At 38.6% G+C, this 16539-nt stretch carries 15 protein-coding genes; 3 read left to right on the forward strand and 12 right to left on the reverse strand.

Features of this window, described 5'->3' with window-relative positions:
- Positions 1–393: 393 nt before the first annotated feature.
- On the forward strand, positions 394–1773 hold the full coding sequence (locus ACYVHJ_RS10920; RefSeq protein WP_460514686.1) for an FAD-dependent oxidoreductase: 1380 nt from the start codon (positions 394–396) through the stop codon (positions 1771–1773).
- Positions 1774–1797: 24 nt separating this feature from the next.
- Positions 1798–2892 carry a hypothetical protein gene (locus tag ACYVHJ_RS10925; protein WP_460514688.1) on the forward strand — a complete coding sequence of 365 codons (1095 nt, stop codon included), beginning with the start codon at positions 1798–1800 and terminating at the stop codon, positions 2890–2892.
- Positions 2893–3073: 181 nt separating this feature from the next.
- Here the strand turns inward: ACYVHJ_RS10925 and ACYVHJ_RS10930 are convergent, their stop codons facing one another.
- The 5 genes from ACYVHJ_RS10930 to nfsB form a co-directional block, all read right to left on the reverse strand.
- A complete protein-coding gene (locus ACYVHJ_RS10930) occupies positions 3074–3694 on the reverse strand; it encodes a toxin-antitoxin system YwqK family antitoxin (protein ID WP_460514690.1) in 621 nt (206 codons plus the stop codon).
- Between the two features lie 84 nt (positions 3695–3778).
- The gene (locus ACYVHJ_RS10935) at positions 3779–4675 is read right to left on the reverse strand and encodes a YHYH protein (RefSeq protein WP_460514692.1); all 897 of its coding nucleotides are present in this window, start codon (positions 4673–4675) and stop codon (positions 3779–3781) included.
- 223 nt (positions 4676–4898) lie between these two features.
- The gene (locus ACYVHJ_RS10940; protein ID WP_460514694.1) at positions 4899–6431 is read right to left on the reverse strand and encodes an arylsulfatase; all 1533 of its coding nucleotides are present in this window, start codon (positions 6429–6431) and stop codon (positions 4899–4901) included.
- Positions 6432–6467: 36 nt separating this feature from the next.
- Positions 6468–8024 (reverse strand): dienelactone hydrolase family protein, encoded by a 1557-nt coding sequence (locus tag ACYVHJ_RS10945; RefSeq protein ID WP_460514696.1) that lies wholly within the window; start codon positions 8022–8024, stop codon positions 6468–6470.
- Between the two features lie 328 nt (positions 8025–8352).
- A complete protein-coding gene (gene nfsB / locus ACYVHJ_RS10950) occupies positions 8353–9012 on the reverse strand; it encodes an NAD(P)H-dependent oxidoreductase (RefSeq protein WP_460514698.1) in 660 nt (219 codons plus the stop codon).
- A 94-nt stretch (positions 9013–9106) separates the two neighbouring features.
- Here nfsB and ACYVHJ_RS10955 point away from each other — a divergent pair, with 94 nt between their 5' ends.
- Positions 9107–9451 carry a winged helix-turn-helix transcriptional regulator gene (locus tag ACYVHJ_RS10955; protein ID WP_339905926.1) on the forward strand — a complete coding sequence of 115 codons (345 nt, stop codon included), beginning with the start codon at positions 9107–9109 and terminating at the stop codon, positions 9449–9451.
- Between the two features lie 29 nt (positions 9452–9480).
- Here ACYVHJ_RS10955 and ACYVHJ_RS10960 read toward each other — a convergent pair whose 3' ends face one another.
- The 7 genes from ACYVHJ_RS10960 to ACYVHJ_RS10990 all read right to left on the reverse strand — a co-directional run bounded on the left by ACYVHJ_RS10960 (position 9481) and on the right by ACYVHJ_RS10990 (position 16391).
- Positions 9481–10023 carry a DinB family protein gene (locus tag ACYVHJ_RS10960; protein ID WP_460514701.1) on the reverse strand — a complete coding sequence of 181 codons (543 nt, stop codon included), beginning with the start codon at positions 10021–10023 and terminating at the stop codon, positions 9481–9483.
- A gap of 52 nt (positions 10024–10075) precedes the next feature.
- Positions 10076–10612 (reverse strand): Crp/Fnr family transcriptional regulator, encoded by a 537-nt coding sequence (locus ACYVHJ_RS10965; RefSeq protein WP_460514703.1) that lies wholly within the window; start codon positions 10610–10612, stop codon positions 10076–10078.
- Positions 10613–10638: 26 nt separating this feature from the next.
- Complete coding sequence (locus ACYVHJ_RS10970) at positions 10639–11034, reverse strand: (deoxy)nucleoside triphosphate pyrophosphohydrolase (RefSeq protein WP_460514705.1); 396 nt, start codon at positions 11032–11034, stop codon at positions 10639–10641.
- A 438-nt stretch (positions 11035–11472) separates the two neighbouring features.
- A complete protein-coding gene (locus tag ACYVHJ_RS10975; protein WP_460514707.1) occupies positions 11473–13320 on the reverse strand; it encodes a PLP-dependent aminotransferase family protein in 1848 nt (615 codons plus the stop codon).
- A 444-nt stretch (positions 13321–13764) separates the two neighbouring features.
- A complete protein-coding gene (locus ACYVHJ_RS10980; RefSeq protein ID WP_460514709.1) occupies positions 13765–14388 on the reverse strand; it encodes a hypothetical protein in 624 nt (207 codons plus the stop codon).
- An 85-nt stretch (positions 14389–14473) separates the two neighbouring features.
- Complete coding sequence (locus ACYVHJ_RS10985) at positions 14474–15055, reverse strand: Crp/Fnr family transcriptional regulator (RefSeq protein WP_460514711.1); 582 nt, start codon at positions 15053–15055, stop codon at positions 14474–14476.
- Between the two features lie 283 nt (positions 15056–15338).
- Positions 15339–16391 carry a CNNM domain-containing protein gene (locus ACYVHJ_RS10990; protein ID WP_460514713.1) on the reverse strand — a complete coding sequence of 351 codons (1053 nt, stop codon included), beginning with the start codon at positions 16389–16391 and terminating at the stop codon, positions 15339–15341.
- Between the last annotated feature and the right edge of the window lie 148 nt (positions 16392–16539).

The raw sequence follows: 16539 nt of genomic DNA on the forward strand, positions 1-16539 counted from the left end.
AAAGCTGTATTAGCGCTTTTGACCCTCCAGATAAAGCTTGGGGCTATTGAAAAAAAAGATGATGTAAATTATCCATGTTTTAGTCTGAGTCAATTGATCAAAGGAAACGATTCAATAGGAATGTGCTTCAGCCCATTTACAGAAGGTGATATATTTGGTCTGGCTTTAACCAAAATTTAGGGAAGGAGAGGATTTTTATTTAAAAATGCATTTTCCAAAGGAATTGAGCTATAGATTTCCATAGGATATCCCTACCTTAGTCTACTTGGAATTTAGGTAGATTGAAACTTGCAGCATTTTCATTCAATCCCTACTTGTGGCATCAAAGCAAGAATGGCTTGTGAAAACAATGCTTGTCCGAATTCCTGGGATAAAGCTTGAAAAAATTAAACTATGAAGCGTAGAAAGATGATGGCTACCATGGGAGCCATATCCCTTGGAATAGCCTCTTCACCACTTGCCAAAGCAGAAGTGGTAAAAGCACCTTATAAGATACTAGAGAAAAAGATTGAAACCGATATATTGATCGTTGGGGGCGGTACGGCAGGTGTGATAGCGGCCATTCAGGCGGGCAGAGCGGGTGCTAAAACCACCCTGGTCGAAAGTGGCAGTCAACTTGGAGGGACAACCACAACCGGAGGCGTATGCTTTCCGGGGATTTTTCATGCCTGGGGAAAGCAAGTCATCGCAGGCATTGGCTGGGAATTGGTGATGGAGGCAGTCAACTTAAACGATGATATTTTGCCCAATTTCTCCATTGTCCCCAACAATACCACCATCCGTCACTGGAGGCATCAGGTAACTGTAAATCCAGCACTTTACGCCATGATTGCGGAGGAAAAGTGTGTGGAAGCAGGGGTAGACCTTCGCTATTATGAAACTCCTACCTCCATACAATTTAAAGATGGAAAATGGATGGTGAAGACAGTGGGCAAAGGGATTAGCAATGAAATAATCTGCAAGCAGATCATTGATTGTACCGGAAATGCAACTGCTGCGTCCATAGCTGGGTTTAAGCTTTTGAGAGAAGAAGATACCCAGCCGGGATCATTTGTATTTAGGATAGGTGGCTATGATTTTGACTCCCTGGACCTTGATAAAATTCCCAAGGAATATCATTCGAGGCTTAGGCAAAATATGCTAATAAATAATGAGGTAAAAGTGGAATCTTCTGTGAATAATTTCCCTCCTACTTCCCCATATAATTATGTATACGTTCATGGTGCAGACTCTTCCACCTCGGAGCTCCATACCAAAGCCAATATAGAAGGGAGGGCTTCCTTATTGAAGTTGCTTAGAAAATTAAGAACATTCCCAGGGTGTGAAAAAATAAAATTAATGGATGCGCGACCTGAGACGGCTATTCGGGAAACTTACCGAATTGACGGACTTTATAAAATCACGCATAATGACTATGTTTCAGGGAAAGTTTTTGAAGATTCCCTGTCTTATTCTTTTTACCCGATTGACTTGCATAGGAATGGGAAGTCTATTTACCAAGAATATCTAAAGGAAGACGTGGTTGCCACCATTCCTCTTAGGGCATTGATACCCAAAAACAGCCAAAATTTCTTGGTTGCGGGACGTTGTCTAAGCAGTGACAGACTGGCAAATTCTGCGCTTCGGGTGCAGGCATCCTGTATGGGCATGGGGCAAGCAGCAGCGGCAGCGGCTGTTTTGGCCATCCAACATAATGTCACACCGGCCGATGTACCTCTTCCAGAATTGAAAAATATGCTAAAGGAACATGGAGGCATAGTACCCAATGCGTAAGTTGTTCATTCAAAGAATAAATAGATGATCAATTGGATCAAAGGCTTATTGGTTGGGGCATTATTGCTCCCATTTTCATTTGAAAATGGAGAGGATATCCGATACTTTCAATCTTCATCCATTCCCCTAATTGATTCCACAGATCTAATCATAAGCACTATAAATGATTCGATTTTAAATCTGGATATCAAGCAGGTAACAAAATCAGATGGTACGCCCCTCCATTATTTTATTGAGCTTAAAGAAGGAGTCTGCTTTGAAAATGAGTGTCGTCCACTTGACATTTTGCTCTATTGGAACATTACCGGCAGGTACTTGGGATTTGAACTGTTGGATGGTGAGTTTCTGAGTAAGTATGACCATGAACCTTTTAATCATAAGGAGTACGAGCAGCTTCATCAGTTGCTGGCAGACCCCTTTCTGCCCTTGGGCAATTATACTTTTGAGGAATTGGTAAAAAGGCCGGATACTGTCAGTCAATCTCTAGATGCCGTTTCGGGGGCGACCATGAAAGATGTGATGGAATACATTGTGCCCGGTGCAGCCTATACTACCCATAAACTATGGAATATAATCCATGGTCCCATTCAGCAGCAAGTAAGCGAGTTGACGGCACAGCAGCTAAATGCCTCTTTGTTCAATAAAATTCTTCAAAGCAGTGATCAAAGTGATCAAACCTGGGCTCTGGAAAGGATCGCCTTGCTTTGGGATCTAGATAATTCAGTAATTGAGGTCTTAGAAGAAATACTCATTGATGGGGAGCATTTTCAAGCTTACCTGTTGTTGAAATCATTGTCTTCAAAGCAATTGGAATCAGAACATTTGCAGCTTGAGCTTTTCAGGCTTTTAGGTAAGGTTGACTATAGCATTGAAAATATGATTTTTGATAAATTACTTGAGGGACCTCGTTTACATGGATCTATTGTCGGGGCTTCAATTCCCATTCTTAAAGCATTGAGCGGTCCACAACTTGGGAAATTGCTAAAGGTTTTTACCCATCACAAAGTAAAAAATGCAGCCCTGAATCAGGCCCTAAGTGAGATGGTGCCTGATGAAAATAGTTTTGTAGAGCGCCAGTTGCTGCAGTACCTAGAATACCAAGCCGAAATTGCTGATTAATTGGAGGAAATCCATTCCTGCGGCGGAGTCGAAGCCCTAGGGATATGTGTACGTTAAACCTACTCCTTCAACTCCGTTTAGGAACCGGTTAAACCTTACCGGCGGCTGAGCTTGCCAAAGTCATAGGAATATCTGCCCATTAAACCTACTTCTTCGACTCTGTTCAGAAACCGGTTAAGACCTAATTCTCATATTGGACTTTTTCATCTTCAAGCCCTACGCATAACATGGCCCTTTTAAGTCCGAAATTTCGGCCATTTTTAGCTTCGTAATTGGCAAAAAGTTCCCCATTCTCTCTGAAGGCCTTTTGAATCCCTTCCTCTTTGCCCATATTCATGTTTAAAACTTTAAATATTTCACCCGAGGAATACCATTTTTTTTGCACCCCATGTAATTTCCCCGAATTGTAATTCAAATGGGAGATTAATAAATGGGAGGCACCAGCAGACCAGGTTTTCTTTTCTCCATGCAGTTTCCCTTTGTTATAATGGGCTATGTGTTTGATTTGCCCATTGGGATACCAGTCGATGGTTTTATTTTGCTTTCGTCCAGCGAGTATGCCTATTTTTTGTTTTAAGGTGCTGTCAGGAAAATAAGTTACTGCATAACCTGAAAACTTTTCCCCATCTAATGTCCAAATCGAAATCTTGTTATGATATACAAGCTTTGATTTATCAATGGTATTGGAGGGTACTTCAAAGCTACTAGGCGTTTCCTTTTCAAGGTTGATGACATCCTTTTCTGAGGCTTGTCCACAGCTGACAAGTACAGAAATCAGCAGGGTATACATTAAGTTTCTCATTGTTATTTCTTTATTTTCCTTTACACCCATTCCATCCTACGAAAGGATGGGCAGCTTCTAACCGGTAAAACAGAAAGGACAAGCTTACATGATGTTGTTTGGAGTGCCTTGAAGGTCTACGCCAAATAATAGAATGTATGAGCCTATATAGGTCTCATTGATGATGTGGTAATGGTAAAATTCTTCACCATCGCTATGTTGGGTAGCAGCAATATGTCCACCGGAGGCATCAAGATTTGAAGGGTGATCATCTGTTGAATCACATTTCCTTCCATAAAGCAAAAACCCATCTTGAAGAATTCCAACAAGCTTCTCATCGTCATAGGACATACTGGTATTTTCCGTCACATTTGAAGCCTCCAAATGGTAATGATAACCAGTAGGTCCCATATGGGCACCCGCATAATCAAATCCTGAGGCTACATTTGAAGATAAAGCGATATTTGGACCTTCTTCATCATTAAAAATTGGCGCTCCGGTAACGGCAATGCCTATGGCACCCAATCCGGTAGCTGAAGTTGAAGAAGCCTTGGCCGGAGTAGCTTGCACAGTGAGGGTGTAACTCCTGCTTGAAATTGTACCTGGAGACATTTCACTTTCATTCGCCACACTAGGTGCTATGTATAGGCTGTTGCTTTCACTCCAGTAGGGTGAGGTGTGGTTTGGCAGTCCGTTGGATTCAATGGTTATCTCGTCCCCGTCAAAAGAAACAGTTACCGCATCCTCATTGAATTCGTCGAAGGCTGCTACAGGTGTGCTACCTGTGGAGCTTGCAATGGAATCATCATCATCATTGCTGTCTGCTACATATCCGCTGGGTTGGGTGCATGAGGTGGTACTTACACTTGGATTTCCTAATCCGTCTCCATCTGAGTCTTGATACCATGAAGTTTCGTTACAGGTTTCCTCATCACTAGCGCAAGAAGGAAACAATAGGCTTGTTGCTACAAAAACGAGTGTTAATAAATTGGGGACTTTCATTATTTCTAAAATTAAAAATTGCTATTGAATAGAATCATTTAATGGTTTAGACGGGTGAAAGGAAAAAATCCCTCGATTTTACTCAAATTTTATTAATAATTATGGAAAATAGGCAAAACCCAAATATTGGAAATGTCTTATTGAAATTAAGAATAAATCCATTAAACTGACATTTTTGCTATTTCAGATTATTTTAAACCAAAATTGGCCATCTATAACCCCACTAAAAATGGCCGATATTATTAGGTCTTTCCGGGATATTATTATCCTTTAATCTTTTCTGAAAAGCTTCCTTACTTTCTCCCGGGCTAGGCCAGACATCACTAGGACGATGAGCTTCTGCCATCATTTTGTCAATTTTTTCCACCAGAGCCTTGTTTTCAGCACTGATGTCATTTTGCTGTTGGGGGTCAGTTAGCAGATTGTACAGTTCCAAATGGCCACCATTGGCTTTGTGGGCATAATATTCCCCCAACCTGATGGCTTGATTTTGTTTATGCTCCCAATAGAGGTATTCATGTGCTATTTGCTCACCTTGCCCGGTAAGGGTTGGTAAAATAGAAAGCCCGTCTATAAAAGTAGGAGAGGAAACGCCTGCCAAATCAGCGGCAGTAGGGAGGAAGTCCCAAAATGCCCAGATATGATCACTTACTGTTCCTGCCCTTATCTTCCCTGGCCACCTTACCATGGCAGGTACATGAAATCCTCCATTGTATTCATTGCTTTTTTGTCCTCGGGTAGGGGAGCGATGCTTAAAAAAATCACTTAATGTAGGACCTTCCTGTAAGTCTAGGTATCTTTTCTCATAACCTTGGCTTGAGTTTCCATTGTCAGAAGCAAAGAATATAATGGTGTTGTCATCCAAACCTAAATTATCCAATAAGTCCATTAATTTACCTACTTCTCCATCCATACGGGATACCATTGCTGCCCACTCTTTGTGTTGAATCGGCCAGTTTTTGTCCTTATATTCTCCAAGTTCTGGCACGATCAGTGGCCCATGTGGTACCGTATTGGCAAGGTATAAAAAGAAAGGCCGGTCCTGATTTTCTTTTACAAAATCCAAGGCTTTTTCGTTGATGATATCAAAAGAATAAACTGCATTTGAGGGGTCATCAATCCCATTTGGAATTACTTTACCTTCTTCATCATAAGTACTGGCTTTGGAATAATTTTCATATTCGTAATGGTTTTTGTTTCCGGGAAAAAAGACCTTGTCTTGATTGTGATACAAAAATTCAGGGTAATAAGTATGGGCTTGACGCTGGTTGAGGTAACCATAGAATTCATCAAAACCCATTTTGTTGGGTATTCCGGGTTGATTTTCTAGCGCCAAACCCCATTTGCCGAACAAGCCCGTTTTATACCCTGCTTCTTTTAGCATCATGGCCACCGTATAATCCCCTTCTTTTAAAGATTCGCGATAAGATTGATAGGAATTACCTCTCACCCTGGCGTGTCCCTGATGTAAACCTTGCATCAAAGAAGACCTGGACGGTGCACAAACCGAACTTCCTGCATAGGCATTGGTGAACTTCATCCCTTCAGCGGCAATTCTATCAATATTTGGGGTTTTGATTTTCTTCTGACCATAGCAGCCCAGATCCCCCCAACTTAAATCATCACTTAAAATAAAAATGATATTTGGCGTCCTTTCCTCTTTTATTTCTTTTTTATTTGAAGTGCAACCAAGGCAAGTGATAATAGCTAAAGCAAGACTTATTATGGATGGATTATACAATTGCTTAATGTTCATAAAAATTAGGATTAGAAATGGGTGGAATGAAATTTTTTAAGGAGTAGCTGTAAGGATTTTAAGTCTGTCAATGGCATTCTGGTTTTGAGGATTCAAGTCCAATGATTTTTTGAAATTAGCAATGGCTTTTTTATGGTTTCCCATGGATAGAAATCCCTCCGCTAAACTATCAAATAGATTGGCAGATTTGGGGTATAATTGGGTTGCCAAGTTAAAGACTTTGACACCTTGATTTGAGGTTTTAGCGTTAAAAATTAATTGAAGCCCTAGCGTATTTAAGTTTCCTTCGGGCAGGTTTAGTTCGGGGTGTTTCTTTTTGCTTTCCTCATATAGCTCCCATAGGCTATTGTATTGCTGAGCGGAGGCCAAAGCATTGAAATCATTAAAAGTAAAGGCAGTGCTTTTTTGCCCCTTCTCTCTGTAGCTCATCAAGTTCTTATTCGTTCCAATCAGCTCTAATTGGCTTTTGAAGGCTGTTTTTGCTGTACTGTCTTCCAATAAAAATGCTTTCAAAAAACTCAAACCAAGTATTGAAACCCATTTATAAGCATTCATAATTTCAGGATCACTCTTGTCTTGTCTGCCATCTCGAGCTTGAAAAAGAACCCCTAGGGTGCTAAAATACGAGTGGGTTAAATCGTGGAATTTTAATCGGTAAGCTCGGTTGAGGGAAAGACTGTCGTATAAAACAAACTTGGTATTGAGCGTCGAGTCAATCTTGTCTTCATTGAGAACCTTTTCAGGTATGTCTTTTTGGGCCATATGCAGGTAAGGCACATCCATTTTGTGTAAACCAAAAAAGGGTGATTTCTTTAATAAATCATACTGATACCTTTCCGTACCATCAAGGCTAATGACGGCTTTAATGTTGTCATTGCGCATCTGGGCAATGATGTTTGCCAGTCCCCCAAAGCTAAAACCCATGACTGCTATTTTGGTGAGGTCACTATTTGCGATTAATCCCGCCTCTTTTATAAGGAATTCAACATCTCTGGCCTGGGTTTCCATTTCCTTTGCCAGGTTATTTCCAAACCACCTCGTTTCTGTTCCTCTGCTGGGGCTGGCAATGACTATAAATCCCTCGCTTGCGAGGTATTCACACATAGCAAAATTTTCCACGGAAGAAGCCTGAAAACTTGGGCTGTATAGGATTACAGGGAATTTACCTTTCGCTTCTTCTAGGTCCAAATAAGCCTTGGTAACTTCCTTAAGGTGTGTCTGATTCGCAGGGTTATTGGCATAATAAAACCAATTTAATATTTGTTCGTTGGGCAGGTTTTCCCATTCTTCTTCCTCCTTTAATATTTCCATATAATCAAGGATTTTCAAAGGAGCCTTATTAGGTGAGTCTTGGGATGAAGGATACCAAATGCTTATTGGGATGGGTCTAGGAATTTTTTGATTGCTAAAATCATAAACCCTGCTATAAGTTCTGGTACGATCAACCTTAGTATAGTGTTGAAAACCTACACTATAGGGTCCTTGTTTAAGGCCAATTTTATTGAGCGAGGTTTGACCGAGACTTATATGAAAGTGGAATAGGATAAAAATGGAGGCTAGCACGCAATGAGCAATATTTTCGCAGGGTTTCATTGGTTTAAATGCGCTATTATATACTGAATTATTGAATAGTCTTTACAAGGATTTGTATTGTGACATTCTAAATTAGTGGAATTTTAGTTGTTTAAAAAATTGTAACTCAATTATAAAACCAACCAAATTCATTTATTTGCCAGGCTTTGTTGATGCGCGATTTATTCAGCTAGTAATAGAAGGTCTATCGCCTATTTCGGATTTCAATATTGGATAAATTAACAAACAAAAAAAATGACCTGCTGAAGGTCATTTTTTTTGCTAAATGGCATTTGTTCTTTTAAGTGGCCGGATCCTTTTACTTTAGCCCTATTTACAAAAGAAAACCCTAAACCAGCGTAAATAATTCTTGCTCAGGCAGTCGGGATTTCGGAGTTTTGTCTGTTGCGTTAAAATCAGTCTCTGTTCTGTAACCTATAGATACAACTGTGACGGCAGTAAAACCTTTTTCTCTTAAACCAAACTCCTCATCTAAGGCTTTTACATCAATACCCTCCATGGGTACCGCATCAATGCCTAGTGTAGCCACTCCAAGTAAGATATTGCCAATTTTTAAATAGACTTGCTTCTCAAGCCAATGTTGTAAGTCCTTTAAATCGTACTTGTGTATGTTGGCAAATGCATTCCTACCTCCATGCATGCCTTGTTTTATCTGTTCATTAGGAAATCTACCATCCAGGTCTTCCACCGCCAATAGGTGTTGCATGTATTCCTCATCTGCTGTAATTCTTGAACAAAACAATACCACATGTGAAGCCTTTAAAACCTTTGGTTCGTTGAATGAGAAAAATCCTTGCGTTCCTTTGGCCATGCGTTTTTTCCCTTCTTCTGTTGAAGCAACAATAAAATGCCAAGGTTGTAAATTAGTACTAGAAGGACTCATCCTTAAAAGTGACTTTACCTGTTCAAAATCTTCTTTTGAGATTTTCTTGTTTGGATCAAATTCTTTTGCGGAATAACGCCAGTTTAATACATTTTTTATGTCCATAATTTTATACTATAAGTTTTATAGTTGCAAAAGTAAAGATAGTGTTATAACTTTGCAATAACGGTCAAATAGGATAGTATAAAATTTTAAAAGAATGTATAAATTTAAAGGTAAAGAATACCCATGCTGTGCCAGTCTAACGATGGGGCTAATCGGTGGGAAATGGAAAACAGTGATCCTATTTCACCTAAGAAATGAGCCCATGCGGTACAATGAACTGAGAAAAGAAATGCCTACGGTTACAGAGCGAACTTTAAGTTTGCAGTTGAAAACCCTTGAAGAAGATGGTATCATCAAAAGGAAGGTTTATACCAGTAAACCCCCACTTAAAGTAGTTTATTCTCTGACTGATTTTGGAAAAACATTGATTCCTGTGGTTCAATCCATTGCAGATTGGGGACACAATGTTGTACACAATGGAACGGAAGTTTCTGAGTAAATAACTTCTATTGATTAGTGCTGAGTTGGCTATTGTAGAATTTTGTTGGCTTGCACCATATGACGGTCATTGTGGTAGATGACGACCCTAAAAGTATCTCCGAGTTTTAATTTGATCCATTTTGAGATACTGATGGCAGTTTTGGTTTTGTTAAGGTCTATTTTTCCTGCCATCTTGAGAAGATCTAAAAGTTGTTCTTGTTGGTTAAGAAACCGTTGAAGGGTTGTTTTATCCAGAAAACTACCCATTGGATTTTTATCATTGAAGGTTTTCATCTTATTTAATTTCTCCTTTGGTAACATGGTTTGGGCAAAATAATTACCAAGAATACCTGCTTTGAAGGTTTTGGTCGATTCGGTTTTTGATTTTGCTATCCTTTTGGTTATTTCCGGAATATAGAAATCCCCGTAAAGATTCAGGTGCGCTATACATTCCAAAATGCTCCATTTATCCGGTCCCGGTCTTCGATTCAGTAGCTCTTCAGATAAGGTGTTGAATCTTTCAACCTGCTTGATATTTATTCGAGTCCGTTCCACTAAATCTTGTATTAATTTTTCTGAGGCTATTTTCATCGTTTTTTTTGTCAAAATTCGCGCTAAATCAGAAAAAAAACATTGATTTAAATCAAGACTTTTTGATTCTGGACAACGTTTCAGGGGTCATTCGTAGGTAGGAGGCAATGTACTTGTTTGGGATTTCCTGAAATAATTGAGGGCTTCTGGCCAAAACCCTTTTGTATCTTTCCAGGGGCGAACTTGTTAAAATGTCGCGCTCTCTTTCCATTTGTTGGTAAATCAGATCGCCAAGCATCATTTGCCAGATTTTGGTGTTTTCGGTCGCACTGTCAATAAAGGCCATGAAGCTTTCTTTATTGATTACCTTCAATTGCGTTTTTTTGATTGCCTGAATGTAAAGGTCAGAAGGTTTTTCGCTGATAAATGAATCTAGTGCAGCGATAAAATTGTCTTTGTAACCAAACCTTATTATGTTCTCATCAAATTCCTCTAAAACATAGATTCTCAAGCTCCCGCTGACCACAAAATAGAGGTTTGTATCTATGCTTCCCTTGACCTTTAAGTATTCTTTTCGGTTCAATTCCAGCTTTTTGTCCCATAAATGCTGCTTGTCAATTTGCGCTATAAAGTTTAAAATAGGATTCATTTTTCAATAAGGGTAGCACTGTGGTCTTATTTGTTGGTCAGCAATTTATTTACAATAGGGATATCAGCCGCGGCCCAATCTAATGTGCCCAATTCTTCAGCTTTTAGCCATTTATGGCTTATGTGTTCATGAAGGGTAAGTGCATCCGAATCTACCTGACATAGGTATGCATGCAGGGTTACCTCTAAGTTTGGGTATTGATGAACTACCGTCAGAAAGTAGGATTGATTGGTGGTCGATAGGTTTAATTCTTCCAACAATTCACGACTTAGGGCTTCTGTATGGGATTCCCCTGCTTCAATTTTTCCTCCGGGAAATTCAAATTTCTTTGAAATATATTGCTGTTTGCTTTCGGGTCTTTGAACGCATAGAATACGGTTTTTATAGAGGATTATACCTGCAACAACGTCAATACTTTTCATAAATAGATGATTTTAATTTCCTTTTAGGAAGTTATTTTGAAGCGCTTGGGGGGCAATTTGTTTTTGCAAGTTTTCTTTTCGCCGCCCAAAATTCAGCTAAAAATATAGCTAGTTTTCATCTAAAATAATAATTCTTCTATCAACATCACCGGTATTTCCAATTACCAACTATATTTATGATTTAGCTAAAGATCAACATATTTTCGTAGAATTTATCAATTGAATACGAACGCAGGTCATATACTCGAAATATGAAATAAAAAATCTGGCTGAAATCGATTCGAAATCAGCCAGATATTCTTGTAACTTCAACTCTCACTTAGAAAATCTAAGTGAAAATTCTTTACCTTAAATGGCAATATGTTCAATTTATTATTTATTCATTGAAAGTCAGTAAGTTAACGTGGAAATTTGTAACCTCATCTTCTCCAAATAATATTACTCCATTTGAAATTCCGGATTTGGGCCTGGAGGTACTGCGCTATAATCTATCTTGGGAAAGGCTACATGCCAATCTGTTTTGCAATTTTCTCTTAAATCAGCCATAAAGGCATCAATTCGCGCTTTGCCAACAGAGTGCATGATAAAGATATGGGAATAAGACCGTAACTGGCGTTCTTTTTCATTGAAAGGAACCCAAAGCCTATCCGTATCTAAGGACCATTTGTAATTTAATGTTTCGTTGACCAATCGAAAACGGACGGTCAGACTCAAACGTGATCGGGCAATCCATAAATCGACCTCAGAACCAAATTTTGCTTTTAATTCGGATTCAAACTTGAACAGTTCTGTTTCTAGATAGGCCGAGACATTTTCTGTTTCTACGGCCTTATTCATATTGTCCTCATAACTCATTCTGGAAAAATAATCCCACAGGATCATGGGTGAAAAGGCTGAACGTGAGCCTCCCAGTGTGGTGTCAGGAGTACCTAAAAAGGAACTTGCAGCATCCGGGGGTAATAACTGATAGCCACTACGTGTCATAAAGATGCCTGAAGGCCAGGGACCTCCAAGCCATTTGTGCATAGAACAACCTACGCTCATCACCGCAGGATTGCGAAAGTCAAACATAGGGCCTTTTTCATTCAAGAGATTTCGGTTATGTGCCATTTCCACAAAAGGTAAATAAGCAGCACCGAGGGCGCCATCCACATGGAGCCAAAAACCTCTACGAATATCAATTAATGGATTTCCTTTTTCATCTTTCCCATATACCACCTTGCGTTCCCACAGCCAAGGATATTTTTCTCCTAATTTTTCAAACATGGCATTAATGGCAGGAACATCATCATATGCACCTTTCCACGTGGTTCCTATATTGGCTACAACTACAACAGGATAGCCTTTATCGACAAAATAATGAACCAACTTTGTTAATTCTTCAATTTTCACCGACCCTGATTGGGGATTGTCTTTATCAAAATCATGGGAGGGAACCATTTCAGGCCAACTTCCATCATTGGTAATGGGACATTGTCCGGGATATTTATTTTGTCCTATTTTCTGAAATGTAGGCAATTCTAACAAATGTGAAGCTTTTTGAATGGAATAATGAACATCCTCTGAATAGAAAAGCACAGGGGTGTAGGCATTTTCAGAAGTGTCCTCAGTTTGTATAGGGGCTTTATAAGAAAAATGCTGTCCTCTTGTTTCCCTGCCTCTTCTGGTATAGGCATCAATTTGCGCATTCGTTTTTTGATCTTCAAGAATGGTTCTGCCTTTAAGGTAATCTCTGGCATTGAAAAGACCGTATATATTTCCTTCAGTAAAACCCATTGTGAGAACATATCCCCAATACCTGGAACTCGAATCTTTTTGGTCAGTAGCAGCTGTATGGGGCCAATTGTTATTCCAAAGGGCAGCAAAATAATCTAAGACGGCACGCTCACAGAATTTAGAGTTTAGGGTATATCGACCACTGCTAAAAGGATCACCAATATTATTGGCATGCATGTCCATAAGGTAAGGAAATCGATCTGCATAGTTCTGGTCTTGATTTCCCTGAAACCCTGCAAAATGGGAATGTTGGGTTTCAATAAATTCTTTAAAAGAAGCCAAGGCTATTTCTCGTTCCTCATCTGACAAGCCTGTAGGAGGGATTTCGAACTGACTGTAATTTATTTGCGGAAAGTTTCCGCAGACATCTTTGGGAGGTACCGAAACATATACCTCCTTTGGATCATTGCTTGGCTTGGATACAACGGCTCCTTCCGGTACCTGATCATTCCATGGAAGTTGTTTAGGGCCGTAAGGTACTTGCTGAGATTTTGGGTTTACTGCTGGCATGGTTGTTTTTTTAGTTTAAAAGGTAGCTGCTTGGATAATCATTGGTGATTCGTTGGCAAAAAATGGTAGAAAAATAGGTAGACTGCTGAATGCCATATCTATTGCATTATTATAACACTTTTGAAAGGCAAAATCCTGAAGATACTGTTCTCTTGACTCAATTCTAGTCTGTATCAGCAATCTTCAGGTTTGTAGGTCTAATATACAGAGAGTTATCTTATAGTACAAGTTCCTTTTATGCAATGGGGAGTAAGTTTACCGATCAATGAGTAATTAAAAATGTGGATCTAGAAAAAAAAGTCTGATGCTAATGGGACGGTCAATTTTGATTTATATTCAGAGCAAGTTGAGTAAACATGATTTTGTCAGCATTGTAACATTTTTTGAAACAATGCTGACAAAATATACACTAAGGCCGGCTATTCTTCCGTACAGCCAAAACTATTAAAAGTTATAACCAAAATGAAGCCCCGGTTCACCAATGAAATAATTTGGCCATTTATCATCTAAAGCTTTAAAATCATCAGGCATTTTGGAATGGTAAGGTCTGTGGGTTATGGCTATGGAGGGTTCGATAAAAAATTTACCATGGTAGAGTTTGATTTGATATCCAAGGCGGTAGGTATTGAATATTTGGAATCCTTTTTTAATTTTTGCTCCCTCTTCATTCTTAAATGTTTGAAAGGCATTCATCACATGTATACCGGTGTAAAATCCCTTCCACCAAAAATGCTGGTAGGCAAAAGCAAATCCATATTCACTAATCTTTCCGGGAAATTTTTCTTCCGGCGCTTCATATTTATCTCCGTAAGGAATTCCTAGAGACCAGCCATATTCCCAAGTTTTAAGCTCTAAGGATAAAGCATCTTTAGGGCCTAAGCGATAACCTAAGTTGAGTTGTACAAATTTTGGAGAATTGTCGTCAGGGACGAAATTGTATAACATAAAAAATGTACTCCCTATGAAAAACTTGCTGTAAGAGGTGTCTTGTTTTGCATATTGCGCTTTTAGTTGGATAGGTAAGGTACATAAGAAGATGATGCCAAATACTACTATCAATTTTTGCATTTTTTTAATGTTTTAAGTTAAAAGATAATGCAAAGTTGCAGCGGAAAGGCCCTAAAAAACGTTCACTTAAGTTAACAAATGAATTTTAATTCTTTTTTGTTTTCTGTAGTCTTGCTTTTAATCGACTAAGGGATTGGGGAGTAATTCCCAGAAAACTTGCCAGTTGATGTTGAGGAACCCTTTGGACCAAATCAGGTCTGGTTTCCACCAAATTTTCATAGCGCTTGGCAGGGGGGGAGTATTTAAAATTATCAAGAGAGCTTTGACTTTTTAACAACAATTCCTCCGATATAATGCGGCATAGGGATTCAAATCTTGGGAACTTGGCAAAAACTTCATCATCCAATTCACTGGTAGAAGCAGAAATTATTGAATCTTCAATACATGAAAGATAATAGTTAGATGGCTTCTTATTAATGGCACATTCGGGAACTTCACCTTGCAATTCTGTAAAGAAATTGGTGGTTTTTTCCTCCCCATCAATAATATAATATTTCCTTATACAGCCTTTTAGTACAAAATACCCCAGGTCAGACTGTTGCCCTTCCTCGAGCAGGATGGTGCCTTTTTTTACTTCCCTGAACAAGTCCAATTCTTGAATGACACTTTTTTCCTCTGCAGTCAAGGGCATGTATTTAGAAATATAATCAAAAAGCAATTGGTGCATATTAGATTGATATTGAGCAGAATTATAGATATAAAGCAATTATAAATTTCACTATTCAACGTGCTAATTTACCCGCATTTTTGACTAAATAAAATTATGACTTGCTTTTCAAGGCACCCATGTAAATTAAAGCACCCAACAAGTGTAACGAATACTTTTTTAGGTCTTATTTTGGATAGAAATATATTATGATAGTAAAGCGTAGGTAAAATTGCTGAGATAAAGTATTATTATGGAAAAATTCATGGCCATTAAGGATTGCTAGTGCGGAGCACATTAATTGCTAATCATCATTTCTGAGCATTTTGTATTTCTTTTGTTTATCATTCCATCGTTTCATGGCAAATTGCTGCATGTCTTCTATTTTATCTTTTTCGTCTACAATTTCAAAACCCAACAAAGTTTCTATGATGTCCTCAAGGGTGGCAATTCCATCCATTCCACCATATTCATCTACCACCAAGGATATATGTTCTTTTTTTTGAAGCATTTCTTCCCAAGCATCAAAAAGGCTGATATTACTTGAGAATATTAAAATTTCACGTCTGATGTCTTTAAGCTTTAAGTCAAAGTGATCCTCAGCTAGTTTTTCAAAAACAAACTCCCTTAAAACGTAACCGGTTATATTGTCTTTATTTCCTTTAAATATTGGTATCCTTGAAAAATGTAAGAATTCTTTGTTCTTCAAAAACTCCTTTAAGGTCATTTCCTCATTGGCAGTTACAACTACAATCCGTGGAGTCATGACCGTCTTAACCTTTAAATTTTTAAGCTTGATTAAATTTTGAATAATTTTATTCTCCTTGTCGGCAAAAATACCCTCTTGTGTACCGATACTTGCCAATGCCGAAATCTCTTCTCTACTGGTAGTAAGGACGGTTTTTTCTCTGGAAAGCAATTTTGTTAGTATAGAAGACAGCCAAACCAATGGATAGGTAAGGAAAATCATTGCTCTGATGATTTTGGAGGTAATGCCAATCAAATCCCTGTTGTAATTGGCACCCAGAGTTTTGGGAATTATTTCAGTAAATATTAAGATTAGAATGGTTAAGATGGCAGAAATAACTCCGAAATAAGCTTCCCCAAAAAGCACTGTAGCTTGTGCTCCCACGCCTGCTGCCCCCACTGTATGCGCTACAGTATTTAAGGACAAAATGGCAGACAGTGGTTTGTCGATATCTTCTTTCAGGTAAAGCATGGCATTTGCATTTCTGTCACCCCTTTTGGACTGAGATTTTAAAAAAGACACAGGAACTGATAACAGCACCGATTCCATTATGGAGCACAAAAATGAAATGAATAGGGCAATAAAAAGATAAAATAATAATAGAGCCATGGTATAGGTTAAGGATAAACTTTACTAATCTTAACGTTTAGATTAAAGAAGTATTTGGTTAGATAAAATCCAATTACCTAATTTAGAAATACATACCCAACTATAAAACGTTAAGGATTTTAATGAATTTTTATGTTGCAATAATTAT

Source organism: Cyclobacterium sediminis (assembly GCF_054781075.1).

Excerpts from the sequence above, each read along its gene's own strand:
- ACYVHJ_RS10920 (WP_460514686.1), top strand. The coding sequence starts at position 394 with ATGAAGCGTAGAAAGATGATGGCTACCATGGGAGCCATATCCCTTGGA.
- ACYVHJ_RS10925 (WP_460514688.1), top strand. The coding sequence starts at position 1,798 with ATGATCAATTGGATCAAAGGCTTATTGGTTGGGGCATTATTGCTCCCA.
- ACYVHJ_RS10930 (WP_460514690.1), bottom strand. The coding sequence starts at position 3,694 with ATGAGAAACTTAATGTATACCCTGCTGATTTCTGTACTTGTCAGCTGT.
- ACYVHJ_RS10935 (WP_460514692.1), bottom strand. The coding sequence starts at position 4,675 with ATGAAAGTCCCCAATTTATTAACACTCGTTTTTGTAGCAACAAGCCTA.
- ACYVHJ_RS10940 (WP_460514694.1), bottom strand. The coding sequence starts at position 6,431 with ATGAACATTAAGCAATTGTATAATCCATCCATAATAAGTCTTGCTTTA.
- ACYVHJ_RS10945 (WP_460514696.1), bottom strand. The coding sequence starts at position 8,024 with ATGAAACCCTGCGAAAATATTGCTCATTGCGTGCTAGCCTCCATTTTT.
- nfsB (WP_460514698.1), bottom strand. The coding sequence starts at position 9,012 with ATGGACATAAAAAATGTATTAAACTGGCGTTATTCCGCAAAAGAATTT.
- ACYVHJ_RS10955 (WP_339905926.1), top strand. The coding sequence starts at position 9,107 with ATGTATAAATTTAAAGGTAAAGAATACCCATGCTGTGCCAGTCTAACG.
- ACYVHJ_RS10960 (WP_460514701.1), bottom strand. The coding sequence starts at position 10,023 with ATGAAAATAGCCTCAGAAAAATTAATACAAGATTTAGTGGAACGGACT.
- ACYVHJ_RS10965 (WP_460514703.1), bottom strand. The coding sequence starts at position 10,612 with ATGAATCCTATTTTAAACTTTATAGCGCAAATTGACAAGCAGCATTTA.
- ACYVHJ_RS10970 (WP_460514705.1), bottom strand. The coding sequence starts at position 11,034 with ATGAAAAGTATTGACGTTGTTGCAGGTATAATCCTCTATAAAAACCGT.
- ACYVHJ_RS10975 (WP_460514707.1), bottom strand. The coding sequence starts at position 13,320 with ATGCCAGCAGTAAACCCAAAATCTCAGCAAGTACCTTACGGCCCTAAA.
- ACYVHJ_RS10980 (WP_460514709.1), bottom strand. The coding sequence starts at position 14,388 with ATGCAAAAATTGATAGTAGTATTTGGCATCATCTTCTTATGTACCTTA.
- ACYVHJ_RS10985 (WP_460514711.1), bottom strand. The coding sequence starts at position 15,055 with ATGCACCAATTGCTTTTTGATTATATTTCTAAATACATGCCCTTGACT.
- ACYVHJ_RS10990 (WP_460514713.1), bottom strand. The coding sequence starts at position 16,391 with ATGGCTCTATTATTATTTTATCTTTTTATTGCCCTATTCATTTCATTT.